28 protein-coding genes are annotated in these 24,847 nt (G+C 30.9%); 13 read left to right on the top strand and 15 right to left on the bottom strand.

All coding sequences use genetic code 11. The annotated features are described in order from the left end of the window. The first annotated feature begins 7 nt into the window (after window positions 1-7). From dapB to V8G69_RS03165, 4 genes are read left to right on the top strand one after another with little or no spacing between them, the layout of a single operon-like run. A complete protein-coding gene (gene dapB / locus V8G69_RS03180; protein WP_394880337.1) occupies window positions 8-712 on the top strand; it encodes a 4-hydroxy-tetrahydrodipicolinate reductase in 705 nt (234 codons plus the stop codon). A gap of 60 nt (window positions 713-772) precedes the next feature. Further along, on the top strand, window positions 773-2,323 hold the full coding sequence (gene lepB, locus V8G69_RS03175; RefSeq protein WP_394880335.1) for a signal peptidase I: 1,551 nt from the start codon (window positions 773-775) through the stop codon (window positions 2,321-2,323). A 43-nt stretch (window positions 2,324-2,366) separates the two neighbouring features. Continuing rightward, window positions 2,367-2,987: a WbqC family protein gene (locus V8G69_RS03170; protein ID WP_394880333.1), complete on the top strand. Its 621-nt coding sequence runs from the start codon at window positions 2,367-2,369 to the stop codon at window positions 2,985-2,987. Further along, window positions 2,987-3,295, top strand: a complete 309-nt coding sequence (locus tag V8G69_RS03165) for a DUF6122 family protein (RefSeq protein ID WP_394880331.1) — start codon at window positions 2,987-2,989, stop codon at window positions 3,293-3,295. The genes V8G69_RS03170 and V8G69_RS03165 overlap by 1 nt, the downstream gene beginning before the upstream one ends. Window positions 3,296-3,302: 7 nt before the next feature. On the opposite strand, the gene V8G69_RS03160 is transcribed toward V8G69_RS03165, so the two are convergent. The 8 genes from V8G69_RS03160 to V8G69_RS03125 all read right to left on the bottom strand — a co-directional run bounded on the left by V8G69_RS03160 (window position 3,303) and on the right by V8G69_RS03125 (window position 9,743). Then, the gene (locus V8G69_RS03160; protein WP_394880329.1) at window positions 3,303-4,328 is read right to left on the bottom strand and encodes an endonuclease/exonuclease/phosphatase family protein; all 1,026 of its coding nucleotides are present in this window, start codon (window positions 4,326-4,328) and stop codon (window positions 3,303-3,305) included. Between the two features lie 5 nt (window positions 4,329-4,333). Beyond that, window positions 4,334-5,206 carry a rhomboid family intramembrane serine protease gene (locus V8G69_RS03155; protein ID WP_394880328.1) on the bottom strand — a complete coding sequence of 291 codons (873 nt, stop codon included), beginning with the start codon at window positions 5,204-5,206 and terminating at the stop codon, window positions 4,334-4,336. Further along, window positions 5,206-5,955: a rhomboid family intramembrane serine protease gene (locus V8G69_RS03150; protein WP_394880326.1), complete on the bottom strand. Its 750-nt coding sequence runs from the start codon at window positions 5,953-5,955 to the stop codon at window positions 5,206-5,208. The genes V8G69_RS03155 and V8G69_RS03150 overlap by 1 nt, the downstream gene beginning before the upstream one ends. Window positions 5,956-5,957: 2 nt before the next feature. Further along, a complete protein-coding gene (gene mutL / locus V8G69_RS03145) occupies window positions 5,958-7,808 on the bottom strand; it encodes a DNA mismatch repair endonuclease MutL (RefSeq protein WP_394880325.1) in 1,851 nt (616 codons plus the stop codon). Then, the gene (locus tag V8G69_RS03140; RefSeq protein WP_394880323.1) at window positions 7,809-8,099 is read right to left on the bottom strand and encodes a riboflavin synthase subunit beta; all 291 of its coding nucleotides are present in this window, start codon (window positions 8,097-8,099) and stop codon (window positions 7,809-7,811) included. It lies immediately after the preceding gene. A 16-nt stretch (window positions 8,100-8,115) separates the two neighbouring features. Continuing rightward, a complete protein-coding gene (locus tag V8G69_RS03135; RefSeq protein ID WP_394880321.1) occupies window positions 8,116-8,352 on the bottom strand; it encodes a hypothetical protein in 237 nt (78 codons plus the stop codon). A 129-nt stretch (window positions 8,353-8,481) separates the two neighbouring features. Next, window positions 8,482-8,967, bottom strand: a complete 486-nt coding sequence (gene ribH, locus V8G69_RS03130; protein ID WP_394880319.1) for a 6,7-dimethyl-8-ribityllumazine synthase — start codon at window positions 8,965-8,967, stop codon at window positions 8,482-8,484. A 2-nt stretch (window positions 8,968-8,969) separates the two neighbouring features. Beyond that, entirely contained in the window at window positions 8,970-9,743 is a 774-nt protein-coding gene (locus tag V8G69_RS03125; protein ID WP_394880317.1) for a YfgM family protein, read from the bottom strand. 134 nt (window positions 9,744-9,877) lie between these two features. Between V8G69_RS03125 and recF the strand changes: the two genes are divergently transcribed. The 4 genes from recF to V8G69_RS03105 all read left to right on the top strand — a co-directional run bounded on the left by recF (window position 9,878) and on the right by V8G69_RS03105 (window position 11,952). Beyond that, entirely contained in the window at window positions 9,878-10,957 is a 1,080-nt protein-coding gene (recF, locus tag V8G69_RS03120; RefSeq protein WP_394880315.1) for a DNA replication/repair protein RecF, read from the top strand. Window positions 10,958-10,961: 4 nt separating this feature from the next. Beyond that, on the top strand, window positions 10,962-11,378 hold the full coding sequence (locus tag V8G69_RS03115; protein ID WP_394880313.1) for a hypothetical protein: 417 nt from the start codon (window positions 10,962-10,964) through the stop codon (window positions 11,376-11,378). Continuing rightward, a complete protein-coding gene (locus V8G69_RS03110; RefSeq protein WP_394880312.1) occupies window positions 11,378-11,674 on the top strand; it encodes a DUF721 domain-containing protein in 297 nt (98 codons plus the stop codon). Before V8G69_RS03115 ends, V8G69_RS03110 begins: the two co-directional genes overlap by 1 nt. Before the next feature lie 86 nt (window positions 11,675-11,760). After that, window positions 11,761-11,952, top strand: a complete 192-nt coding sequence (locus V8G69_RS03105; protein WP_394880311.1) for a cold-shock protein — start codon at window positions 11,761-11,763, stop codon at window positions 11,950-11,952. Between the two features lie 131 nt (window positions 11,953-12,083). Here V8G69_RS03105 and V8G69_RS03100 read toward each other — a convergent pair whose 3' ends face one another. Continuing rightward, entirely contained in the window at window positions 12,084-12,503 is a 420-nt protein-coding gene (locus V8G69_RS03100) for a nucleoside-diphosphate kinase (RefSeq protein ID WP_394880309.1), read from the bottom strand. Window positions 12,504-12,681: 178 nt separating this feature from the next. Between V8G69_RS03100 and V8G69_RS03095 the strand changes: the two genes are divergently transcribed. From V8G69_RS03095 to V8G69_RS03075, 5 genes are all read left to right on the top strand, one after another. Further along, window positions 12,682-13,701, top strand: coding sequence for a bifunctional oligoribonuclease/PAP phosphatase NrnA (locus V8G69_RS03095; protein WP_394880307.1), 1,020 nt, complete (start codon window positions 12,682-12,684; stop codon window positions 13,699-13,701). Further along, window positions 13,694-14,230: a gliding motility-associated peptidyl-prolyl isomerase GldI gene (gene gldI / locus V8G69_RS03090; RefSeq protein WP_394880305.1), complete on the top strand. Its 537-nt coding sequence runs from the start codon at window positions 13,694-13,696 to the stop codon at window positions 14,228-14,230. Before V8G69_RS03095 ends, gldI begins: the two co-directional genes overlap by 8 nt. 12 nt (window positions 14,231-14,242) lie before the next feature. After that, window positions 14,243-15,373 (top strand): peptidylprolyl isomerase, encoded by a 1,131-nt coding sequence (locus tag V8G69_RS03085; RefSeq protein WP_394880304.1) that lies wholly within the window; start codon window positions 14,243-14,245, stop codon window positions 15,371-15,373. 119 nt (window positions 15,374-15,492) lie between these two features. Beyond that, window positions 15,493-16,422 (top strand): prolipoprotein diacylglyceryl transferase, encoded by a 930-nt coding sequence (lgt, locus tag V8G69_RS03080; RefSeq protein ID WP_394880303.1) that lies wholly within the window; start codon window positions 15,493-15,495, stop codon window positions 16,420-16,422. Window position 16,423: 1 nt separating this feature from the next. After that, on the top strand, window positions 16,424-16,921 hold the full coding sequence (locus tag V8G69_RS03075) for a DUF192 domain-containing protein (protein ID WP_394880302.1): 498 nt from the start codon (window positions 16,424-16,426) through the stop codon (window positions 16,919-16,921). A gap of 2 nt (window positions 16,922-16,923) precedes the next feature. Here the strand turns inward: V8G69_RS03075 and V8G69_RS03070 are convergent, their stop codons facing one another. The 6 genes from V8G69_RS03070 to V8G69_RS03045 all read right to left on the bottom strand — a co-directional run bounded on the left by V8G69_RS03070 (window position 16,924) and on the right by V8G69_RS03045 (window position 24,772). Continuing rightward, window positions 16,924-17,379 (bottom strand): GNAT family N-acetyltransferase, encoded by a 456-nt coding sequence (locus tag V8G69_RS03070; protein ID WP_394880301.1) that lies wholly within the window; start codon window positions 17,377-17,379, stop codon window positions 16,924-16,926. Between the two features lie 13 nt (window positions 17,380-17,392). Next, window positions 17,393-18,688 (bottom strand): phosphoribosylamine--glycine ligase, encoded by a 1,296-nt coding sequence (locus tag V8G69_RS03065; RefSeq protein ID WP_394880299.1) that lies wholly within the window; start codon window positions 18,686-18,688, stop codon window positions 17,393-17,395. A 172-nt stretch (window positions 18,689-18,860) separates the two neighbouring features. Further along, window positions 18,861-21,842: a protein translocase subunit SecDF gene (secDF, locus tag V8G69_RS03060; RefSeq protein WP_394880298.1), complete on the bottom strand. Its 2,982-nt coding sequence runs from the start codon at window positions 21,840-21,842 to the stop codon at window positions 18,861-18,863. A 163-nt stretch (window positions 21,843-22,005) separates the two neighbouring features. Beyond that, complete coding sequence (locus tag V8G69_RS03055) at window positions 22,006-22,635, bottom strand: hypothetical protein (protein ID WP_394880297.1); 630 nt, start codon at window positions 22,633-22,635, stop codon at window positions 22,006-22,008. Between the two features lie 70 nt (window positions 22,636-22,705). Further along, window positions 22,706-23,632: a malate dehydrogenase gene (mdh, locus tag V8G69_RS03050; protein WP_394880295.1), complete on the bottom strand. Its 927-nt coding sequence runs from the start codon at window positions 23,630-23,632 to the stop codon at window positions 22,706-22,708. Between the two features lie 123 nt (window positions 23,633-23,755). Then, entirely contained in the window at window positions 23,756-24,772 is a 1,017-nt protein-coding gene (locus V8G69_RS03045; RefSeq protein WP_394880293.1) for a DUF6588 family protein, read from the bottom strand. Window positions 24,773-24,847: the final 75 nt, after the last annotated feature.

Raw genomic sequence — 24,847 nt, 5'->3', positions numbered from 1 at the left:
TCAAACAATGAAAATAGCTTTACTTGGTTACGGAAGAATGGGAAAAACCATTGAGCAAATAGCTATTCAGCGAGGGCATACTATTGTTCTTACAGTTGATAAAGAAGACCATGATTATGATATCACAAAAGCTGATGTTGCTATAGATTTCAGCATTCCAACTGTAGCTTTTAACAATATTTCAAACTGTATAAATCATAAAGTACCGGTAATTTCTGGGACAACAGGTTGGCTACAAGATTATGATAAAGCAGTTGCTCTTTGCAATGAAAAACAAAGTGCCTTTATTTATGCGTCAAATTTCAGTTTAGGTGTAAACATCTTTTTTGAGCTCAATAAAATATTAGCTAGAATGATGAGTAACCTTAAACAATACGATGTAAGTTTAGAAGAAATTCATCATACTCAAAAATTGGATGCTCCAAGTGGAACAGCTATTTCATTAGCAAATGGTATCATTGCGGAACATTCTGGTTACGAAAGTTGGAAACTTGATGAAATTAAAGAAAAAACAATTCCAATTGTAGCTAAGCGTATTGAAGATGTTCCTGGTACACATACTATTACCTACAAAAGTGAAGTTGACACTATCACTATAGAACATATTGCACATAACAGACAAGGTTTTGCTCTTGGCGCTGTTATTGCAGCAGAATGGATTGAAGGAAGAACAGGCGTTTTCACAATGAATGATGTGTTAAATATTGGTTAAGGTTTTTAAATCAAGTAACATTTAAAAGCTTGTAGCCACTAACAATAAAAATTTATAATTATGACATTAATGCAATGGTTTATATTTTTCTTGGTAATTCAAGGGATTCATGGTTTAGGAACATGGAAATTATATATAAAAGCAGGTAGACAAGCATGGGAAGCATTTATTCCTGTTTACAATGCTGTTATTTTAATGAAAATTATAAACAGACCTTGGTGGTGGACTATTTTATTATTTCTTCCAATTGTAAACCTCATAATGTTTGCAGTTGTTTGGGTAGAAACTGCGAAAAGTTTTGGTAAAAACTCAAATATTGATACCATTTTAGCGGTTGCTACTTTAGGATTTTACAACTTTTATTTAACCTATGTAGCTGATATAAAATATGTTGAAGACAGAAGTTTGCATCCAAGAACTGGCTTGGGAGATTGGGTTAGCTCAATTCTGTTTGCCATTGTTGCCGCCACAATTGTTCATACCTATTTCATTCAGCCATTTACCATTCCAACATCTTCCTTGGAAAAAACATTATTGGTTGGAGATTTCTTGTTTGTAAGCAAATTTCATTATGGTGCCAGAATACCTATGACAACTATTGCTGCTCCAATGGTTCATGACACCATTCCTGGTTTAAAAATTAAATCATACCTATCAGATTACGAATTGCCTTATATGAGAATACCAGGTTTTCAAAAAATAAAACATAATGATATTGTTGTTTTTAACTGGCCTGTTGATACCATGCTGGATATGAGACATACTGATAAATTTTATTATAAACCAATTGACAAAAAAACCAACTACGTAAAGCGTTGTGTTGGTCTTCCAGGAGATTCGTTAGAAGTAAGAAATGGCTATGTTTATATTAACGGAAAACAAAATGTGTTACCTGAACGTGCAAAACTTCAGTTTTCATATATGGTTGAAACAAATAGTGGGGCATTTAACAATTATCAATTAGCAAGCAGATATAATATCACAGATTTTCCTCAGTACAATCAAGACAGATCCGTTAGTTATTTTCCAGCCATTACAGATGAAGATTTGAGTAAATTCAAAAATCATCCAAATGTAAAAAGTATCACACCTTTAAAAGAAGAAAAAGGAAAAAGAGACCCTGGAATTTTTCCTCATAATCCAGATTACAACTGGAATAACGATTTTTTTGGGCCACTTTATATCCCACAAGCAGGAAAGACCATAGATATCAATTTAAATGTCTTACCACTTTATAAACGTGTTATAACTGCTTATGAAGGAAATACTTTAGATGTTCAAGGAAACCAAATTTTAATAAACGGAAAAGTTGCTACCACATACACTTTTAAACAAGATTACTATTGGATGATGGGTGACAACCGCCATAACTCTCAAGATGCGAGAGCTTGGGGATTTGTACCTTTTGATCACGTTGTTGGTAAACCTGTATTTGTCTGGATGAGTTGGAATACCAATGGCAAAGGATTTGACAAAATACGTTGGGACAGATTATTTACAACTGTTGGAGGAAGCGGACAACCAGTTTCATATTTAATTCCGTTTTTAGTAGTTGTTTTAGGCTGGACAGGTTTTAACAAATGGAGAAGACGAAAAAAAGCTAACGCATAAAAAGTCCACTCCTACTAAAGTAAGACGATCTATTAATCAATAAATGAACATTTTAATACATCCTACATGCTTTCCAAACATTGCACATTTTGTAGCTATCTCAAAAGCAGAATCAATAACTTTTGAAACTGATGATAATTTCTTAAAGCAAACTTATAGAAACAGAACTTACATTTATGCTGCTAACGGGAAATTATTATTGAATATTCCTGTGATTCATACACAAAAGAATCGCCAAAAATATCGTGATGTAAAAATTTCTCAAGAAACCAATTGGCAAGATTTACATTGGAAATCATTATTATCTGCATACAGAACATCTCCGTTTTTTGAATATTATGAAGATGAACTTCAACCTTTATTTAAAACAAAAACCGATTATATTTTAGATTTTAATTTAAAGTGTTTTGAAACAATTTGTGAATGCCTACAATTAGAAATTAATTATTTAAAAACAGAGAATTATCAAAAAAATGTTGAAGACAAGTTTGACTATCGCTTTTTAGTAAATGCTAAAACTGAAGAACCAATATTTGAACCTTATACTCAGGTTTTTGACACAAAACATGGCTTTTTAAATAACTTAAGCATTTTAGATTTGTTGTTTAACGAAGGGCCTAATGCCCTTAATTATTTAGAATCGCAAACTATAGAAATACAGTAATGCTTCAAACATATATACATTATGGTTGCCATATATTAATCCCTTTATTAGTTGCTTTTGTTGCATACAGAAACATGTGGATAAAGGCTTTTTTAATTATGCTATCTGGTTTATGGATTGATATAGATCATCTTCTAGCTAACCCCATTTTTGACCCAAACAGATGCAGCATTAATTTCCATCCATTACATTCCTATTATGCCATTGGAATTTATATCATTCTTTTATTTCCTAAGAAAACCCGTTTAGTGGCCTTAGGCTTGGCAATCCATATCATTTCCGATATGGTTGATTGCTCTTTAATGTAAAAGGGGTTTATTCGTCTAAACCAAGGGAAGTCATTATTGGATAATGGTCTGATAAATGCTCATCAAAAGTTTTAAACTTATTTACGATAAAGGCATCATCTGCGAAAATAAAATCAATTCTTACAGGGAAAAACTTAAAATCATAGGTTCTACCAAAACCATTGCCTGCTTCTTTAAATGTGTCATTTAAATCACCTTTAATTTTTCTGTATACATACGAATAGGCTGTATTATTGAAATCGCCGCAAATAATTATTTTGTACTTACATTGGCTTTTATGAAGCAAAAATAATTCGGATTGAAATTGCTGTCTTTTAAAAGTACTTCCTGCTAATTTAAAAAGACGCTCAGAACCTTCTTCTTTAAGTTTCTCAACATCGGTATCAATTTTTAAAGATTCTAAATGAATATTATACACTCTTAGTGTGTCTTTATCTTTTACTATATCAACAAAAATGGCATTGTTTGCAGTATTTGGAAACTCAATGGAACCAGAATTTATAATTGGATATTTAGAAAATATGACTTGTCCATGTCTAGTTCTGCTTCCTGAAAGCTCTTCAAACTTATACTTAAAAAAAGAAAAATCAATGGTTGAATCTGGGTGATATTCTTGAATGCATAAAATATCAGGTGCTTCAGATTTAATAAAATTCACGATTTTAACATCAACATCCTTTTCTTTAATCCATTCATAAAGATTAAACAGCCTCACATTAAAGTTCATTACTTTAATATCATTCTCATTATCAATATTTTTTGAAGAAGAAAACTTGTATAAAGACCCGTAAAACAGATATCCAATAAAAAGTATAGAAAACGATAAAAATAATTGCCTTTTTAGTTTTAACAACCAATAGAAAAGAAACAACACATTGAGTATGATAAGTAATGGTACACTTAAACTAAGTACCGAAAGATATGAAAATGCCTTTGGTGGTACATAGGGCAAAATAAATGACAAAAGTAATAGCGTTGCAGCAATTGCATTAAAAACAAATACAATTTTATCAAAAAGTTGCAACTTCTTCATACCATTTATTTACCAGACCTAAAAAGAAATTCTTTCTCTTCTGAAGTTAAACTATCATAACCGCTTTTACTTATTTTATCTAAAATAACATCAATCTTTTTCTGGTTATTAAACTGATCAAAATCTGTTTTAGTATAACCGCCTACTTTTGATTTGTTTTTGTGAACCGTTTTTAATGGTGATTTTTTTGTTGATTTAAAAACACTAACTATCCAATCCATAAAACGTTCAAAACCTTTACCAATATCGTTCCCTTTTTTTAATTGAATTGCATAAATGTATCCTAAAAACGCACCTCCAACATGAGCCAGATTTCCACCAGCATTTGTTCCAAAAAGTCCTAAAACATCAATAATAACAATCGCTAAACCAAAATACCAAAGTTTTAAATTAAAGGTAAAAAAACGTATTTCTTTATTTGGCAAATAGGCACATAAAAAAATCAATAATGCTCTTACAGATGCTGATGCTCCGACCAATCTATTTCCAGTCATAAAAATTTGCGGAAAGAACGTATAACATAGCATAAATAAAAGTCCTCCAGAAATAGCACCTAAAAAATAAACATTCAATGCTAGTTTTGGATTGAATAAATTTAGAAATAATTCGCCAATAACATACAACCAAAGCATATTAAAGAGAATATGCAAAAAATCGTAATGAACGAATGCATAGGTTATTATAGACCATGGCTTTACAATAAAATCTGAAAAGTCACTAGGAAGCTCTAACCATGACAAACTTGACTGATGAAAAGTTCCTTGTGCTAACTGCAGCAATAATCCTAAAAGAAAAATAACCACATTAACAACAATGATTTTTTCTAAAACATTGAGTCGAGATAATTTTGATTTTATGTCTTGAGAAAGTGAAGTCATTAATACCAACGGTTTTTATTAAACTGGTTCTTCTTCCAATACCACATAATGATAAATCCTGTTAAAGCACCTCCAACGTGTGCCATATATGCCGTATTGCTTGGGCTAAAAAATGATTGACCAGTAACACCAGAAATTAAATCTAATATAATAATACCTGGAATAAAATATTTAGCCTTAATAGGAATTGGTAAAAATATCATCATTAATTTTGCTTCAGGATTCATCATTCCAAAGGCCACTAAAATTCCCATAATACATCCAGATGCACCAACCATGGTTGCATTAAAAATTGGGAAAATATTTTGAAGATTTGCAAACTGAGCTTGAGTAATTCCTTTAATCACCTCATTATTACTAAGCATGTGGGTTATTTCATCTGCACTAATACCAGATTCAATTAAGTTAGTATATGATGGCAAAAAGTTAAAATAATAATAACCTACTTGTAAAGCAACCGCTCCTAATCCTGCCGATAAGTATATAAATAAAAACTTTTTACTTCCTAAATATTGTTCTACAGGAGTTCCAAACATCCACAAAGCAAACATATTAAATAAAATATGTGTTACTCCACCATGCATAAACATATGGGTTATAATTTGCCAATACTCAAATGTTGGATTTTTGGGAAAATGTAATGCAAATAAATCATAAAATAATGTACCGTTTCCTATGCTTAATGTTCCAATAAACATAAGCACATTAATAATTATTAAATGCTTTACGGTTTCTGATATTCTCATCATATTTAAATAAATTTTTTATCCAATTCGTCTACACTCATAGTCACAAACGTTGTTCTGTTAGTAGGAGACACATTGGGTTCTTTACAAGCAAACAAACTATTTACTAAATGTTCTTGTTCACTTTTTTTAAGAGGTTGTCCATTTTTAATAGCTAAACTTTTAGCCAATGATTTTGCCAGTAAATCAGTAACACTAAAATTACTGTCTGGCACTTCGTTTTCAACATCACTAATTAATTGCTCTAAAATAATTGACACTTCACTTTCAGGAATACTTATGGGCACGCCTGTAATTTCAATGGTTTCATTAGTAACGTTTGAAAATATAAAACCTGTATGTTCAAGATCTTCTTTTAATTGTTTGATGATTTCAATTTCCTGTTTTGAAAAATGAAGTAGCAAAGGAAATAATAGCTGCTGGCTAGATGCTCCTTTAACCGTTAAATTTTCTAAAAAGTCTTCATACAAAATTCGTTGATGCGCTCTATGCTGATCCATAATCATCATACCAGACTTTATGGTACTTACAATGTACTTATTATGAAGCTGATATGTTGTTTGAACCGTATCTAGTTTATTATCATCAAATAAAGATTCTGAATTATTATTACTTTCAAAATGTACTTCACTAAAATCTTGTTCTGTTTTTGTGCCTTTCGATTCTAAACCAACATATAAACTGTCCCAATTATTTATGGTCTGCTTCTTAAAAGCCGTTATTTGCTTGCCAGATTTATAATCTTCTATAAACGGATTAAAAGTTCTATCAACTTCAATAGCTGGCGGAATATTAATCTCTTTTTGATTATAACTGTAAGGTGTATCAAGATTTGGATCTCGTTCAAAATCTAAAACAGGAGCAATATTGAATTGCCCTAAACTGTGTTTTACTGCCGAACGTAATAAGGCATACATTGTATGTTCATCATCAAACTTAATCTCAGTTTTTGTAGGATGAATGTTAATGTCAATACTTTGTGTATTAACAGTTAAGTATAAAAAATAACTAGGATGCAAGCCATTTTTAAGCAATCCATCAAATGCCGAACCTATGGCATGATTTAAATAAGCACTTTTAATAAATCTGTCATTCACAAAAAAATACTGCTCACCTCGTGTTTTTTTTGCAAATTCTGGCTTACCAACAAAACCAGCAATTTTAAGCACTTCTGTATCTTCGGAAACAGGAACCAGTTTTTCATTGGTTTTACCTCCAAAAATATTAACAATACGTTGTCGATAATTACTTACCGGCAAATTAAATATTTCACTGCCGTTATTATAAAACAAAAATGAAATGTTGGGATGCGCTAAAGCTACTCTATGAAATTCGTCAATAATATGGCGTAATTCTACCGCATTCGACTTTAAAAAATTTCGTCTGGCAGGGATATTAAAAAATAAGTTTTTAACAGATATTGAAGTGCCCTTTGGTGTTACTACAACATCTTGAGAAGTGATATTACTTCCTTCAATCACTATAGACGTTCCAACTTCGTCCTGAAGTTGTTTGGTTTTCAATTCAACATGTGCAATGGCGGCAATGCTAGCAAGAGCTTCACCTCTAAATCCTTTTGTTTGCAACTGAAATAAATCATCTGCAGTTCTTATTTTTGAGGTTGCATGGCGCTCAAAACTCAATCTGGCATCGGTAACACTCATGCCCTTACCATCATCAATTACCTGAACCAAAGTTTTACCTGCGTCTTTAACTATAAGTTTTATAATGCTTGCTTCGGCATCGATAGCATTTTCAATCAGTTCTTTTACTACAGAAGATGGACGTTGAACAACCTCTCCAGCTGCAATTTGATTTGCTACATGATCAGGTAATAATTGTATAATGTCTGCCATTTATTTTTTAGGAAAGAATATTGACAAATCAAAATCTATGATAAACAGAAACAATAAAATAAGTATACAGATTATTATTATAATCCTTCTGTTAGCTGTTTTATCTGGGTTAGTTTTTAAATCGTCAAGTGCATTATTAATTTTAGTCTTCAATCCAGTATTATTACCTACGGTTTTTCTAAAATCATCAAATTTGTGTTTTATTTCAAAGGGGTTTCCTTCTCCTTTATCATCAAAATGACGAGGTGTATAACTAAACTTTTTATTTTTTCTTAATTTGAATATTCCCATATTAATTAATATTAAGCTATTTAGCTTTAATATCTAACAAGTACATGCAGATTAATATAACAACTAAAACAAGTAATAACAAAGGCAGTGACAACCCTTTTTTTAGTTTATGATTACTTAACCCTTGATTATTTCTCCATTTAGAACTAAAATCTCCGTATTTAGGAACTTCCTTTTTATCAGAATTAGATTCTACATCTTTAGAAAATCTAGGTGTATAACTAAATGATTTATTCTTTCTTGGTTTTAACAAAATACATCTTTTGCATATCCTTCAAAAATACTTAAAAATAGATAGAAACCGTAAAAGGAAATGCCAAAAATTGTTAACAAAAGAAAACAATGTTTGAGAGTTTAACTGAATTTTAAAAGTGAAATTAATTTAACTTCTTCTACGTAAGTCTGCCATTTTAATAGCAGCAACAGCAGCTTCTGTTCCTTTATTCCCATGTTTTCCTCCAGAACGATCAATAGCTTGTTGCATATTGTTGTCTGTGAGCACACAAAAAATTACCGGAGTTTCATTCATCACATTTAGGTCTTTTATCCCTTGAGAAACTGCTTCGCAAACAAAATCGAAATGTTTAGTTTCTCCCTGAATTACACTGCCAATGGCTATAACGGCATTAACAAGTTGCTCCTGCATTTTTTTGCACCCATAAATAAGTTCGAAACTTCCAGGAACATTCCAACGAATAATGTTGTTTGGTAAAACCCCATTCTCAATCAGGGTTTCATAAGCACCTTTATACAACCCTTCTGTTATAGTTGCATTCCATTCTGAAACAACAATCCCAAACCGAAATTTATTCGCGTTTGGGATTGTTGTTTTATCATAAACTGATAAATTATTATTTGCCGTAGCCATAATTAATACTTATTAGCCAACACTTTTGCTTTGCCAATTAATACTTCAACCATTGCCATTTCAGAAGCTTTTGGGTATTTTTCTTTTATGGTTTCAAAGTAGGTTAAAGCTTTATCTGGTTTACCCAAATCTAAAGATATCGTTCCTGCTTTGTATAAATACATTGGTGTAGTATAATCATTATCACGCATTTTGGCCGCTTGCTCATAATAATCTAAAGCATCATCCAGTTGATTTAATTGAACAAAGGCGTCGCCTATATTTCCTTTTGCCAATGGCGCTAATATCTCGTCATCACTTGAAAAATTATTCAGATGCTCAATAGCTTTTTTATAATCTTTCAATCTCAAATATGCAGTACCAGCGTAATAGTTAGCTAAATTTGCTGCAGGTGTACCACTATACTCTTCAATGATGTCTAACATACCAAATTTGCCTTCTCCACCATTTAAAGCTAAATTGAATAATGAATCTTTTTCAACAGCATTTACAGCTTGATCAAAATATTTTTGAGCTTGAAACATGTCATTCATAGCTGTTGCCTGTTTTGGTTTAGCAATAAATTCGGTGTATCCTAAATATCCTAAAACAACTGCTGCAACCAAACCAATGATTACAAAAATATATTTTTGATTCTTTTCAACAAATGCTTCTGTTTTTGAAGCTGTTTGGTCAAGGGTATTAAAAACTTCAGCCGTAGTTGAACCAGTTTCAATATTCTGCGTTTTCTCTTCCTTATTTTTTGGTTTGTATCCTCTCTTATTATAAGTGGCCATAAATTCTTTTTTAATGCGTCGCAAAAATATAATTTTTCTTCATAATTAAAAGGTTATTTATTTGTTATTTTTGAATAATTTATATTGTCTTTTATCATAAATGCAATTATAAAAGACTTTAAGTTACTTTTTGTATGATTTTAAAATCACTTTCGTTACTCAACTATAAAAATTTTGACAGTAAAACGTTTTCATTCAATGAAAAAATAAACTGCATTGTTGGAAATAATGGTATTGGAAAAACCAACGTACTTGATGCTATTTACCACTTATCATTTGGGAAAAGTTATTTTAATCCGGTAGCAACTCAAAATATTAAGCATGAAGCTGATTTTTTTGTTGTAAATGGAGATTACATAAAACACGATAAGCCGGAAAAAGTTATTGTAAGCCTAAAACGTGGGCAAAAAAAAATAATTAAACGCAATGGCAAAGAATATGAAAAATTTAGTGAGCATATTGGGTTTTTACCATTGGTAATTATATCGCCAGCAGACAGGGATTTAATTATTGAAGGTAGTGATACAAGGAGAAAATTTATAGATAGCGTTATTTTTCAAAGTGATAAAACATATTTAACAGACCTGATTAATTACAATAAAATTCTTGCCCAACGTAATGCTCTACTCAAGTATTTTGCCTTAAATCATACATTTAACGCCGATACTTTAGAAATATATAATAATCAACTTACAGATTATGGCTCTAAAATTTTTAAAAAGAGGGAAGCATTTCTAAAAGAATTCATTCCAATATTCCAATTGCGTTATAAAGCAATAAGCAACGATAATGAAATTGTAAATTTAGTGTACCAAAGTGATTTATTTGAAAACCGTTTAGACCTGCTTTTAAAAAACTGCATAAATAAAGACAAGGCTTTACAATTTACGAGTATGGGTATTCATAAAGATGACTTGCATTTTAATATTGAAGAACATCCTATAAAAAAGTTTGGAAGCCAGGGACAACAAAAATCATTTTTAATAGCACTTAAATTAGCTCAATTTGATTTTATTAAAAACCAAAGTGGAGACAATCCTATTTTATTATTAGATGATATTTTTGACAAATTAGATGAGCAACGTGTTTCGCAAATTATAAAACTGGTTGACAACGAAAATTTTGGTCAGATTTTTATCAGTGACACCCATGCAGATAGAACTGAAAACGCTATAAAACAAGTGCATCAATCCTATGAAATATTTAAACTTTAGTATTATGAAACGAATTTTTATAACCCTAATTATCCTAACAAGTTTAAGTTGCAAAAAAAATCCTGAGACATATATAGAACACCTAAATGGCTATTGGGAAATTGAAAAAGTTATATTAGCTTCTGGTGAAGAACATAGTTATAATTACAATGAATTTATTGATTATTTTAGTGTTTCAGATAGTTTAGAAGGATTTAGAAAAAAATTAAGACCCTTATTAAATGGTACTTTTGAAGCTTCTAAAGATGCAGAACAATTTAATCTTAAAATTGAACACGACAGTTTAAATATTTATTATAAAACTGATTTTTCAAATTGGAAAGAAACCATTTTACAAGCTTCTGAAAATGATTTAAAAATAATTAACAAGGATAAAAATATTTATATATATAAACCTTACAAGCCTATAAAAACAAACTAATGGCAAAAAGAAATAATGACCATATATCTATATCAGATGCATTAAAGGAATTTGTTGAGACCAATAAATTAGAAACCGGTTTAAATAAAGTTAATGTTGCCGAGGCATGGGAAAAACTTATGGGCAACGGTGTAAACCACTACACCACTGCTGTTCAGTTAGAAAGAAATACACTTTATGTACAACTTAGTTCAAGTGTTTTGAGGGAAGAACTAAGTTATGGTAAAGAAAAAATAATTAATATGCTAAACGAAGAAATTGGAAAGGATTTAATTAAAAAACTGATTCTGCGCTAATTACAATTAAAAATAAAAATCTAATTATTTCATTTATCTTAATAATTAGTTTATCTTTGTAGCTTAATTTTTATAATATTTAAACAATGAGTAAAGGTACAGTAAAATTCTTCAATGATTCTAAAGGTTTTGGATTCATCATTGAAGATGGCAACAACAAAGAACATTTTGTACACATTTCTGGATTAATCGATGAAGTTCGTGAAGGTGATGCAGTAGAATTCGATTTACAAGAAGGTAAAAAAGGACTGAACGCAGTAAACGTAAAAGTAATCTAATATATACTTTAACATTTTACAAGTTAAAGCCTATCAAATATGATAGGCTTTTTTGTTGTTTTTAAATTTAAAAGCAATAAAAAAGCCTTCAGGAAATTGAAGGCCTTTTTTATTATTATACTATACAATACTTAAAACATGTCTCTTCCTGAAAAATGAAACGCACCTTCAATAGCAGCATTCTCATCGCTATCACTACCGTGAACAGCATTTTCACTTATAGAATTTGCAAATAATTTACGTATAGTTCCTTCAGCTGCATCAGCAGGATTTGTTGCTCCAATTAAGGCTCTAAAATCTTCAACTGCATTATCTTTTTCTAAAATAGCTGCTACAATTGGACCACGTGTCATGTATTCAACTAATTCTCCAAAAAAAGGACGTTCATTATGAATTGCATAAAATGTTTCAGCGTCATTTTTGGTCATTTGAGTTAATTTCATTGCTACAATTCTAAATCCTGAAGCCGAAATTTTTTCTAGTATAGCGCCAATGTGTCCTTTTTCAACAGCGTCTGGCTTTAGCATTGTAAATGTTCTATTTGTTGCCATTTTATAATTTTAAATTTATTCTGTTTTTAAAGATTTATTAAAAATATTCTCCTGAAATTGCAATTTCACCCAAAGAAACCAGATTAATTATCTTCTTTTTAATTTTCGTGCAAAAGTAATGCATTTCTTATTATAAACAAATCAATCCAATTTTAAAAAAATTGTATATTCGCCTTCTATGATACAGCAAGACATTGAAAAAATAAAGCTTTTATTAGCAACCCCTAAGCACATTGTGATTGTTCCCCATAAAAATCCTGATGGAGATGCCATGGGTTCTACATTAGGTTTGTATCATTATCTTAAAAAATACAATCATTATGTTACAGTTATTTCACCAAACGACTACCCTGGTTTTTTAAAATGGGTTCCTGGTGACAATACTGTTTTAATTCATGATTATCAGACTGATACCTGTAATAATTTAATTAATAAAGCTGATATCATTTTTACATTAGATTTTAATGCCATACATAGAACTGGTAATATGGAAACCGTTTTAGAACAAAGTAAAGGCATTAAGATATTAATTGACCACCATCAAGAACCTGATGATTATGCAGAATTTATATTTTCTGATGTTACCATGAGTTCTACCTGCGAAATGATTTATCATTTTATTGATATGTTAGGCGATTCTGATCTAATTGATACAAATATTGCAACTTGTTTGTATCTAGGAATTATGACCGATACAGGTTCTTTCAGATTCCCTTGTACAACAAGTACCACACATAGAATTATTGCAAATCTTATTGAAAAAGGTGCCGATAGTGCATATATTCATAATCAAGTATATGACACAAACAGTTATGAAAAACTCCAACTTTTAGGTTGTGCCCTTAAAAACTTAAAAGTGATTCCAGAATTAAGAACGGCTTATATTTCGCTTTCACAAGAAGAATTAAACACCTATAATTTTAAGAAAGGAGATACTGAAGGTATTGTAAATTATGGCCTATCATTAGATAACATAATTTTTGCAGCGATATTTATTGAAGACAAGCAAGAAGGTATCATAAAAATCTCATTACGTTCTAAAGGGAATTTTTCAGTTAATGATTTTTCAAGAGTGCACTTTAACGGTGGAGGACATATAAATGCTGCTGGCGGAAGGAGTGATTTATCATTAAATGATACAATTAAAAATTTTATTAGTATATTACCAAGCTATTCTAAAGCCCTAAATGATGAATAAGATTTTTTGTTTAGCTGTTGTGCTACTTATTTTTGTTGGCTGTAAGTCACCTGAAGCACGAAAACCAATTTCGATAAAAACAGGTTCATTTATTGATGCTTCTGTTGAAAGAAATAAAAAATTAAATGCCAAAGAACAAGCCAGTATTCAAAAATTTTTATCAGAAAAAAAAATTGAATATAATGCATCTCAAAGCGGATTTTGGTATTACTATAATGTAAAAACAGAAGTTGATTCTTTAAAAACACCTTCTTTTGGCAACATAGTAAGTTTCAATTACAATGTCAAAGCATTAAATGGAGCGTTAATATATTCAAAAGATGATATTAAAACTCAATCGTATGTAATGGATCAAGAAGAATTGTTTACTGGCATGCGCGAAGGTTTAAAACTTATGAAAACAGGTGAAACCGTTACATTCCTTTTTCCGTCACAAAAAGCATACGGTTACTATGGTGACCAAAATAAAATTGGCACCAACATGCCTCTTATTTGTGAAGTAACAGTAAATTCTATCTCTGAAAAGTAAATCTTATATACCATGCGCTATATAAGTAATTTTATAAAGTTTTTTTTGTTTAGCTTTTTGCTTTTAGTAATAGCTTGCCAAAATAAATATCCAAATCTTGAAGATGGTATTTATGCAGAAATGATTACTTCAAAAGGAATCATGTTAGCCAAACTATATTACAAAAAAGCGCCAAATACAGTTGCCAATTTTGTGTCATTAGCAGAAGGAACCAATACATTGGTTGATAGTATATATAAAGAAAAAAAGTTTTATAACGGTACCATTTTTTATCGAGTAATAGATAGTTTTCTCATACAAGGTGGCGACCCTTTAGGAACTGGTTTTGGAAACCCTGGTTACAGATTTGATGATGAGTTTAATCCAGATTTAATGCATGACAAACCTGGTGTTTTAGGAATGGCGAATTCTGGTCCAAACACAAATGGAAGTCAATTTTATATTACTGAAATACCCAATCCAAATCTAGATAATGTTCATAGTATTTTTGGTGAATTGATTTCAGGTTTTGATGTTTTAGATTCCATTTCGAATGTTAAAACTTCTGAAACTAATGACAAACCATTGAAAGATGTTGTTTTAAAAGAAATTAATATTATTCGAATAGGTGTTAAAGCAAAAGCTTTTGATGCTCCCAATATTTTTATAAATCATTTTGCAGAATTGGAACGCATCGAAAAAAAACGTATTGAAAAGGAAGAAGCAATTAAAAATGCTAGCAAAGCAAAATTTAGCAAACAACTAGAAAAGGCAACCTTATTGCCATCTGGCTTACAATTTTTTGTTTCAGAAAAAGGAACTGGAAAAAAATTAAAGGAAAATTCAAAAGTATTGACAGATTATACTGTTTATTTCGAGGATGGTACTTTACTTCAAACCAGTAAATTAGAAACTGCTAAAGCTCAAAATGCTGTAGAAGAAGACAGAGCTGCAAATAATGATTATCAGCCAATAAAAGCAGATTTAAGCCCAAATGCTAAAATGATTGCAGGGTTGAAAGAAGGACTTCAACAATTACATGTTGGAGACAAAGCAACTATTTTCATTCCTTTTTATTTGGCTTATGGTGAAACGGGTAATGTTATTATTCCGCCTAAATCAAATTTAATTTTTGAAGTTGAAGTTTTAGAACTCACTAAATAAATTCCGTTGTAGCATTTCAATAATGTCCCTCTTTTTGGTGTCATTATATTCAATTTAACATTGGAAACATTATAAAAGTTATACCAATCCATTATCTTTACATAGTAAAAACAAACCTTATGCATTTATTAAAGTTCGACTGGAATCCATTAACGGGAATAGAAATTATAGGCAATTTTAAACTTCACTTTTACAGCGTTATGTGGATTGTAGCTTTTATACTTGGCTGGTATATTATGAAGCGTATTTTCACCAAAGAAAAAGTTTCATTAGAATATTTAGATCCATTATTTATATACACCGTTTTAGCAACCATGATTGGTGCTCGATTGGGTCATGTATTGTTTTATCAGTCAGAATTAATATCACAAGATTTTTTTAGCATTTTCCTCCCCTTTCGTTTTCATCCAAGATTCGAGTTTACAGGTTTTCAAGGTTTAGCAAGCCATGGAGCAGCTATCGGAATTATAATAGGCATGTATTTATACAGAAAAAAATACAACTACAAATCATTACTTTGGATTTTAGACAGAGTAGTTATTTCTGTAGCTTCGGGAGCTGTTTTTATTAGAATTGGAAATTTCATTAATTCTGAAATAATTGGTAAAGTAACCGAATCTGGTTTTGGAGTTCGATTTATCCAAGACTATTATTACAAAAGTGAAATTGTTAAACTTACAGGAATAAAAAATGTTCAAAAAGCCTATGATGCAGTGACTGAAAATCCTCAATTTCAGAGTCTATTAGAAGCTGTTCCTTACAGACATCCAGCACAATTATATGAATCTTTCTGTTACATTTTTGTGTTTTTAATTTTGTGGTTTTTCTACTCTAAAACTAAAAAAAGAGAGCAAACCGGTTTCTTATTTGGTTTATTTTTAGTGTTACTTTGGACCATTAGATTCTTTGTGGAATTTGTAAAAGAACCTCAAGGTGATGAATATATTAACTGGTTTGGTTTTAATACCGGGCAATGGTTAAGTATTCCTTTTATTATTATTGGTTTATATTTTATGTTTGTTTACAAACCAAAAACACCTGTTAAATAAGATGCTTTTTAAAAACCCAAGTTTTTACGCCCTTTTGGTTTTTGCAACCTTTTCTGTTTGCCTGTCATCTTGCAAAAACGAAAGCAATAAAACCATAAAACAGGCTGAAATAGCTTTTAAAAAAGAAGGAAATCTTGAGATTTTTAAAACTACTTCTGACTCAACAAAAGTAAATTTGGATATTGAAATAGCTGATAATGATTATGAAATTCAAACAGGCTTGATGTACAGAAATTCAATGAAATCAAATCAAGGCATGCTATTTATTTTTGATGATACAAGAGAACGGTTTTTCTATATGAAAAACACTAAAATCCCATTGGATTTAATCTTCATTAATGATGACAAAAAAATAGTGAGTTTTCAAAAAAACGCCAAACCTTTTGATGAGACCTCTTTGCCTTCTAATTTTCCTGCGAAATACGTTTTAGAAATCAATGCAGGCTTGGTTGATTCTTGGTCGATTGCTGTAGGTGATGAGATAGATTTTCAGAACTAAAATCAGGAAATAGACTTTGGTTCATAAACATAAAGCCATTCTTCTTGGTCAACATTAAATAAAGTTTTTATCTTTTTAAATTCATTTTTTTTATAGAATGTATCTAATTTTAAATCTTCAATAGTTAACCAATACTTTTGATTAGGAAACATTTGTTTTAGGTTACTTAACCAAACTGAACCTAAATTTTGATGTCTTCTTTCTTCAATAACATAAATAAAGCCTAAATATAAATAACCTTTTTTTATCCATTTATTTGCCTCGTCAACAGCATATAGCATATCTGGTGGACATTTATAAAACACTAACCCTCCAGCAATTATTTCTTGGTTTTCGACTAAAAGATATCCTTTTGTAGTTTCTTTAATTGTTTCCCAATGAGGCAAAATACTTTCTTGCCAATCAAATGGAAGGATTTTAAAAAATTCATTGCAATTATTACAAACCTCAAAAGTCATCTTAATTCAGGTATTATAACAAACCCCAAGACCAAAGTTTATCAGAATCTTCAGCCCACCTGTCGCCAATATCAGTTCTATAGTAAGCGTTATTAATTATGACATTGCTTATTCTATTGTACATCATTTTTTGAGCGTCCTTCATAGTTTGTCCTACACCAGTAACCAATACAGCAATTCCCATGTTTCCTGTAATAAGCCATTCATCATTCACCTTTTTTAAATGCATAGGATGCACACCTTCTTTTCCATTTTTTTTAAACACCACCACGGCATCTTTTGAAAAAAGTTTAAATGTTTTTTTGTCATCATATGGAAATGGTGGCACTACAATAAAAGCTCCAACTTGAAATCCTTTTTTAACATTTATCTTAAAACTTTTCCCTGATGCAATTTTTAAAAACATCTCGCCTATTGGCTCATTAATTCCCGCACGTTGTATAAATATCTGAGGGTATCCAAACCTTGAAGTGAATTCTAAAGGATAAATACCGTTACCGTTAACTATACAGTTGATATCGATATGACCAATAAAATTATTTTTCGCTAATGTATTTTGAAATTTTAAAAGAGTGGCATCAAATATTGGTGAATCTTTAGTCCAAAACATGCTCGTTCCCATCTCACCAGTAGATACACCCAGTTCTTTAGGAAACAACTTTTTATGCTCAAAGGTGATATTAATTGGGTAAACAAATTCTTTTCCATTAAAGAATGCCGCAATAGAAATTTCTACACCTTTAACTTTTCTTTGTAATTGAAAATTCCCAAAATCGTTTCCCCATGATTTTTCATAGGCTTTTAAAACACGAATCACATCTAAACCTTCATCATCACTTCCTACAAACAATAACTGCTTAAGTTCCTGTGTTTCCCCACAAGGTTTAATTACGTATGTATTTGGATTGCTTTCAACATAGTTTATGGCTTCATTAAATGATATAAATTCTTTAGATGGTAGTACTTTAATTTTGTGCTTTTTCAATTCAGATTGCCCAAAATTTCTATCTAATTCCAGTTTATCTGTATACTCGGTTCCACCAATTACCAATTTACCAGAAGCCCTTAATTCGCTGGCAATTTTACCATAACCTGTGTAATCAAAAATAATAATATCGGCCCAGTCAATATGCTTTTCCCACTTTGTAACTTTATCTAAAAAACCATACCCGATTTCTTTGGATTCTCTGTCTTCAATAAAGAGTTTGACTTCGTGTCCTTCAGTTTTAATTGTATTTGCAATATCTAATGATTCGCCCCATCGCGATACAAAAAGAAATTTTTTGCCCAAGGCTTGTTGTGCTTTCAACTGGAAAGTATTAGTGATTTAAATATGATTTGATGCTTCTTAATTTTAAGCAAATGTATATAAATTAAACTCTCATTGTATGTGCTGTTGACTTTATATTTTTTAATAAAATAAACAAAAAAAGCCTATCATCATTTTGATGATAGGCCCTTCTTATAAAAGAAAATTTGAGTTAGTTAATTTTCTTCTTTTTTTCTGCTTTATCTATTGTATCGTACATTAAAGGTGTTGCAATAAATAGTGATGAGTATGTTCCAACTACAATACCAACTATTAATGCAAACATAAATCCTCTGATAGAATCACCGCCAAAAATAAAGATGGCTAATAATACTACCAACGTTGTTGATGAAGTGTTTAATGTTCTTCCTAAAGTACTGCTTAATGATACGTCTACAACTTTTTCAAAATTCCAAGAAGTATGTTCATTAAGGTATTCCCTAACACGGTCGAAAACAATTACCGTATCGTTCAATGAATAACCAATTACCGTTAATATAGCTGCAATAAAGGCTTGGTCGATTTCCATACTGAAAGGTAAAAACTTATAAGTTAAAGAGAATACTCCAAGAACTATTAATACATCATGGAATACCGCCAAAACAGCACCTAATGAGAATTGCCATTTTTTGAAACGCAATAGGATATATAAGAATACCACAATTAATGATCCTAAAATTGCCCAGAATGATGCTTTTTGTATATCATCGGCAATAGTTGGACTTACCTTGTAATATTTCATTAATCCAACTGTTTTAGTATCGGCATCACTAATAAAATCTTCATAAGTTAACCCATCTAAATGTGGTTGTAATGCTTTGTATAAATCAACTCTTAATTGCTCATCTACCTCAGCACCTGTTTCATTAACTTTATATTTTGTTGTGATTTTTAACTGATTGGCTTCACCAAAAGTTTTTGCATCAGCACTTCCAAAAACTTTAGATAAAGTAGCTGTAATTTCTGAAGCATTAACATCTTGAGCAAAACGTACTTGATACGTTCTTCCTCCAACAAAATCAACACCTTGGTCCAAGCCTTCTGTTAACAATGATCCTAAACTTATTAAAATAAATGTTCCAGATACTATATAAGCAACTTTACGCTTTTTAAGGAATTCGATATTAAGATTTCTAAAAAGATTTTTTGTTAAAGCTGTTGAGAAATCTAATTTTCTACCTCTATTAACATACCAATCAATTAACAATCTTGTGATAAAAATGGCAGTAAATAATGATGTACCAATACCAATTAATAACGTGGTAGCAAATCCTTTAATAGGTCCTGTACCAAAAACAAACAGTATTAATGCTGTTAAACCAGTAGTAATGTTAGCATCTAAAATTGATGATAAAGCATTACTAAAACCATCTTGAATAGCTTCTTTTTGTCCTTTTCCTTTTGCTATCTCTTCCCTAATACGTTCGTAAATAATTACGTTGGCATCAACAGACATACCAATAGTAAGCACGATACCGGCAATACCAGGAAGAGTTAATACCGCACCTAACCCTGAAAGAATACCAAAAATCAACACGATATTCAAAACCATAGCAATATCTGCAAAACCACCAGCTTTACCATAATAAATTATCATCCAAACAAGTACTAAAGCTAAAGCTATCATAAATGACAACTTACCATTATCAATAGCTTCCTGACCTAATGATGGCCCTACAACTTCACTTTGAATGATATCTGCACGAGCTGGTAATTTACCTGCACGTAAAACGTTTGCTAAATCGACCGCTTCATTTAATGTAAAACTCCCTGAAATTTCAGAATTTCCTCCAGAAATTGGTCCAGTTGTTACGCCTGGAGCAGAATATACTATATTATCTAAAACAATGGCTATTTGAGTTCCTTGAGTAAAAGCTCTACCGGTCATTTCTTCCCAAATTTTAGCTCCTTTAGCATTCATTTGCATTGAAACTGTTGGTTTTCCTGTTGGTCCAAAAGCGTTTCTTGCATCTGTAACCACAGCACCACTTAATTCTGGAACATTATCTCTATTTCCAATTAATGCATATAAATCGATTAATTCGCTATCCTTTTCTGGTTTACCAAAGGCAAATTTAACATAACGTTGCTCCACTGGAAGTAATGCTCTTACTTGTGGCATGTTTAAATATTCAGCAACCTTGTCTTTGTCTTTAATCTCAAATTTTGCAATCACTGGTCCTCCAGAATATCCTTGCCCTTTTATTAAATCAAATAAAGGATTTGCAGCAACTGCTGTAGAATCTGTACTAGTATCTCCTAAAAGTTCATCAATTTTAGAGTCTGTAGCATTTTCCTCATCATTCCCTTCAACCACTTGAGCTTCTGGTTTGACATTTACAATACCTTTTAAAACTTCATTGGCTTGAGATAAAAATGGAAAGAATTGTTCTCCTTTATAAGCATCCCAAAATTCTAATTGTGCAGTACTTTGTAATAATCCAGTAGCACGTTCTACATCTTTAACACCTGGTAATTCAACTAGAATTCTTCCTGATGTTCCTAAACGTTGAATGTTTGGTGAAGTAACACCAAATTCATCGATACGTTTACGTAGTACTTCAAATGCTGAAACTATAGATTCGTCAATTTTTGTTTGAATAACTTGTTTTACTTCATCGTCAGACATACTTCCATCAATCTCACCATCAAGTGCCTTAGTATAAAATATATCTGGAGAAGCTAGTTTCGTATCACCTTTAATAGCATCGAAAGCTTTAAAGAAATCTTCTAAATATGTGTTTTGGCTATTTTTTTGAAGCTCGGAAGCATCATCTAAAGCTTTATTAAAAATTGGGTTTTTACTATTATTTGCCAATCCTTTTAAAATGTCTTTTACAGATACTTGCAGAATTACATTGATACCACCTTTAAGGTCAAGACCAAGATTCATTGCTTTTTCTTTCACATCATTATATGTGAATTTTGCAATACCGATATTAAAAACAGTATCAGTAGCAATTGATTCTAAATAATTTGCTTCTTCATTACTTCTTTTAACTCTGTAATCTGCTTCTGTGTCTGGAACTTTACTAACAGCAATTTCCTTTGCCTTTCTTTCTATTTGATTCGCTTTAAACGTAAAAGAGAGTTGGTAAATACTCACTAAACCGAATAAAACTGCAAATAATTTTACTAATCCTTTATTTTGCATTTTTGTTTTGTTTTTGGTCAAATTTGTTGGCTAATTAATTTAAAGGCCATTTTAATATTTGACAATTTGTTTTATAATTAAATTGAACTATTGTTTTTATTGGAAAGCTTCTTGAGTGGTATAGCTTAAAAGTAAATATTTGTTTTTAAAAATTTAACTAAAACTAAGCAATTCCAATAGTGGTTGGGCCTGCTCTAACTTCTGGAATATTACGTGAAGTATTATCTATTGCTATTGCAATATTTTTAAGTATTTTTAATGCTTCATTTGCAATTTCGTTACCATGTCTAGCATCAATCTCATTATTAAAAACGTAGACATTTTGCTTATAAAATCTATCGAAATCTTGTTTTAGATTTAAAACAAACTTTCCATTCAAGCCTGAATCTAAATCATTGCCTTTATGGATTTCAAATACATCAAGTTTATAATTTTTTGTTTTTTTTTCTGAAGGAAATTTTGGAGTATTTTCATATTGATTATTAGAAGCATATTCAATATCGATATGATTTCCATCTGAAAGTGCTTTTTTAACACTTTCGATATTAACAGAACTATAATAGGTTATTTTAAGTTGCCCATCTTTTAGCTCTTGTACCTGGATTGTGTTAACACCTATGGCTTGTAATTGCTCTTTTACAATCACTACTGCATTTTGAGCCTCATCAGATGTTATGTCAATATCTGAAAATTTTAATACGATTTCCTGATTAGGTTCAGAAATACGATTCTGATAAATACCTAACGAGATAAATAGAATTAATAAAGCACCAAAGTACCATGTTGTTTTCATGCGCCAAATATAAAAATAAAGACTGTATTTCTACAGTCTTTACATAAATATCTATTTTAAATTATTGATTTTATAATTCTAATAAATCATTCACACTTTTAACGGCTTCAGCACTTGATATCATATTGTCTTTCTCAGCTTGATTAAGCTCAATATTTACAATTTTTTCAATTCCATTCTTACCTAAAATTACTGGAACACCAAGGCAAATATCATTTAATCCATATTCACCTTCTAACATGACAGAACATGGGAACATTTTCTTTTGATCACAAGCAATTGCTTGAACCATTGATGATACAGCTGCTCCTGGAGCATACCATGCTGAAGTACCTAAAAGTTTTGTAAGTGTTGCACCTCCAACTTTAGTGTCTTCTTTTACTAAATTTAATCTGTCTTCTGATAAAAATTGAGAAACTGGAACTCCATTTCTTGTTGCCAAACGTGTTAGAGGAATCATTCCTGTATCACTGTGCCCACCAATTACCATACCATCCACATCGCTTATTGGCCCATCTAAAGCTTCTGCCAATCTGTATTTAAAACGAGCTGAGTCTAAAGCTCCACCCATTCCAATAATTTTATGCTTTGGCAAACTTGTAGATTTATGCACTAAATAAGCCATGGTATCCATTGGATTACTTACTACAATCATAATTGTATTTGGTGAATGTGCAATTAAACTAGATGACACATTTTTAACAATACCAGCATTAATGCCAATTAATTCTTCACGAGTCATTCCTGGTTTACGAGGAATTCCTGATGTAATTATACAAACATCACTATTGGCTGTTTTACTATAGTCATTTGTAATCCCTGTTATTTTTGTATCAAATCCGTTTAATGAAGCTGTTTGCATTAAATCCATTGCTTTTCCTTCAGCATATCCTTCTTTAATGTCTAATAAAACCACTTCTGAAGCGAAATTTTTAATGGCAATGTATTCAGCACAACTTGCACCAACTGCCCCAGCTCCAACTACTGTTACTTTCATAATGTATTTTGTTTAATATATGTTATTTTAAAGAATGTGAAATTACAAATAATAATGGTTTAAATAAAAAAACTAACTAAAACTAAACTCAATATTTTTACAAAAACCTAAGTTTTTTGTTCATTATCTAAATCCAAAATTGATACCAACTGAAAAAGCATTAAATTTGGCCAAATGGTACTCTGCATTCAGTCTGAAAAAGCCTAATTTCAACTTGGTTCCAACAGTTCCTCTTGCCCCTGATACTTTACTAGATACTGAAAATGGATCAACAATATCCTCTGTTGTTAAAAATCCATTTGAAACCCTGTAAGTTCCAAGTAAATCTGAATCTGATTTTCCATTAATATACCCAAGACCTCCATAAAAATTAATAATTGGTAATTTGGTTGAAGCTATTAATTGAAACAGCCAAGTATTAATAGATGACTCTAATCGTTGACTTTCTCCACTTATTCCAGAAGACTCTGATAAATCATAAGTACCATCTAAATGTGAATAAGCCACTAAACCAGAAATAGCCACTGGTAATAATTTATCTGCAGGTAACCATTTTGTAAACTCAACTTGTAAGCCAGCTCCGTACATACTTATATCAACATCATTAGTATTTATTTTTGGTACAAAACGCGCTTTTACTTCGATGCCTTTACTTAAACCTAAAGCACCTTGTATGAAAGCTGTAGGCAATAAATTAGCACTAGAATTTCCAATACCATTTGGTAGTGTTATTTGTTCTGTTTGTTGACCAAAAATAGGATCATCGTAGGTTACTTCAACAACAACATCCGGATTGTTTTCTCCTAAAACACTAGAAACCATTTGCTGACTTCCACCTTGAGCAAAAGCAACATTATTATATAAATCAGTATTCATCAAAAACGATTTATCTGCATTACTTACCGTTGCTGCATTTGCTATAACAGAAATTTCAAACCCACCTAAGGGTTTTGCATCAGCTGTATTAAACCAGTTGGCATTCATGCTGTACATCAAACCATTTGTTCCTGATGCTAAATAGTCATTTGCAAAGTGTTGGGCATCATCTATCCCAGCCGCAAGTAATACGTCTAAATCATTTTGTGCTTTCGCAGAAATTGTTGCTATACATAGCAACACAAATAAGGTTGTCTTTTTCATTTCAAAGTAAATTTGGTTTAACAAATATATAAAAATAATTTAATAAATTACTTTTTATCGATAAAATATTGCATT

Source organism: Gaetbulibacter sp. M235, from assembly GCF_043876835.1.
Lineage (GTDB): Bacteria > Bacteroidota > Bacteroidia > Flavobacteriales > Flavobacteriaceae > Yeosuana.
Note: the sequence above shows the minus strand (reverse complement) of the source record. Positions and strands in the feature narration are given on the sequence as shown.

Bases quoted from the DNA above. Each gene is read 5' to 3' on its own strand.
- V8G69_RS03150 (WP_394880326.1), bottom strand. From the start codon at position 5,955: ATGATGAGAATATCAGAAACCGTAAAGCATTTAATAATTATTAATGTG.
- V8G69_RS03115 (WP_394880313.1), top strand. From the start codon at position 10,962: ATGAAACGAATTTTTATAACCCTAATTATCCTAACAAGTTTAAGTTGC.
- V8G69_RS03095 (WP_394880307.1), top strand. From the start codon at position 12,682: ATGATACAGCAAGACATTGAAAAAATAAAGCTTTTATTAGCAACCCCT.
- V8G69_RS03155 (WP_394880328.1), bottom strand. From the start codon at position 5,206: ATGACTTCACTTTCTCAAGACATAAAATCAAAATTATCTCGACTCAAT.
- V8G69_RS03075 (WP_394880302.1), top strand. From the start codon at position 16,424: ATGCTTTTTAAAAACCCAAGTTTTTACGCCCTTTTGGTTTTTGCAACC.
- ribH (WP_394880319.1), bottom strand. From the start codon at position 8,967: ATGGCTACGGCAAATAATAATTTATCAGTTTATGATAAAACAACAATC.
- V8G69_RS03105 (WP_394880311.1), top strand. From the start codon at position 11,761: ATGAGTAAAGGTACAGTAAAATTCTTCAATGATTCTAAAGGTTTTGGA.
- V8G69_RS03160 (WP_394880329.1), bottom strand. From the start codon at position 4,328: ATGAAGAAGTTGCAACTTTTTGATAAAATTGTATTTGTTTTTAATGCA.
- secDF (WP_394880298.1), bottom strand. From the start codon at position 21,842: ATGCAAAATAAAGGATTAGTAAAATTATTTGCAGTTTTATTCGGTTTA.
- dapB (WP_394880337.1), top strand. From the start codon at position 8: ATGAAAATAGCTTTACTTGGTTACGGAAGAATGGGAAAAACCATTGAG.
- V8G69_RS03165 (WP_394880331.1), top strand. From the start codon at position 2,987: ATGCTTCAAACATATATACATTATGGTTGCCATATATTAATCCCTTTA.
- recF (WP_394880315.1), top strand. From the start codon at position 9,878: ATGATTTTAAAATCACTTTCGTTACTCAACTATAAAAATTTTGACAGT.
- V8G69_RS03125 (WP_394880317.1), bottom strand. From the start codon at position 9,743: ATGGCCACTTATAATAAGAGAGGATACAAACCAAAAAATAAGGAAGAG.
- V8G69_RS03100 (WP_394880309.1), bottom strand. From the start codon at position 12,503: ATGGCAACAAATAGAACATTTACAATGCTAAAGCCAGACGCTGTTGAA.
- V8G69_RS03170 (WP_394880333.1), top strand. From the start codon at position 2,367: ATGAACATTTTAATACATCCTACATGCTTTCCAAACATTGCACATTTT.
- lgt (WP_394880303.1), top strand. From the start codon at position 15,493: ATGCATTTATTAAAGTTCGACTGGAATCCATTAACGGGAATAGAAATT.
- gldI (WP_394880305.1), top strand. From the start codon at position 13,694: ATGAATAAGATTTTTTGTTTAGCTGTTGTGCTACTTATTTTTGTTGGC.
- V8G69_RS03110 (WP_394880312.1), top strand. From the start codon at position 11,378: ATGGCAAAAAGAAATAATGACCATATATCTATATCAGATGCATTAAAG.
- mdh (WP_394880295.1), bottom strand. From the start codon at position 23,632: ATGAAAGTAACAGTAGTTGGAGCTGGGGCAGTTGGTGCAAGTTGTGCT.
- V8G69_RS03070 (WP_394880301.1), bottom strand. From the start codon at position 17,379: ATGACTTTTGAGGTTTGTAATAATTGCAATGAATTTTTTAAAATCCTT.
- V8G69_RS03085 (WP_394880304.1), top strand. From the start codon at position 14,243: ATGCGCTATATAAGTAATTTTATAAAGTTTTTTTTGTTTAGCTTTTTG.
- V8G69_RS03055 (WP_394880297.1), bottom strand. From the start codon at position 22,635: ATGAAAACAACATGGTACTTTGGTGCTTTATTAATTCTATTTATCTCG.
- lepB (WP_394880335.1), top strand. From the start codon at position 773: ATGACATTAATGCAATGGTTTATATTTTTCTTGGTAATTCAAGGGATT.
- V8G69_RS03140 (WP_394880323.1), bottom strand. From the start codon at position 8,099: ATGGGAATATTCAAATTAAGAAAAAATAAAAAGTTTAGTTATACACCT.
- V8G69_RS03045 (WP_394880293.1), bottom strand. From the start codon at position 24,772: ATGAAAAAGACAACCTTATTTGTGTTGCTATGTATAGCAACAATTTCT.
- mutL (WP_394880325.1), bottom strand. From the start codon at position 7,808: ATGGCAGACATTATACAATTATTACCTGATCATGTAGCAAATCAAATT.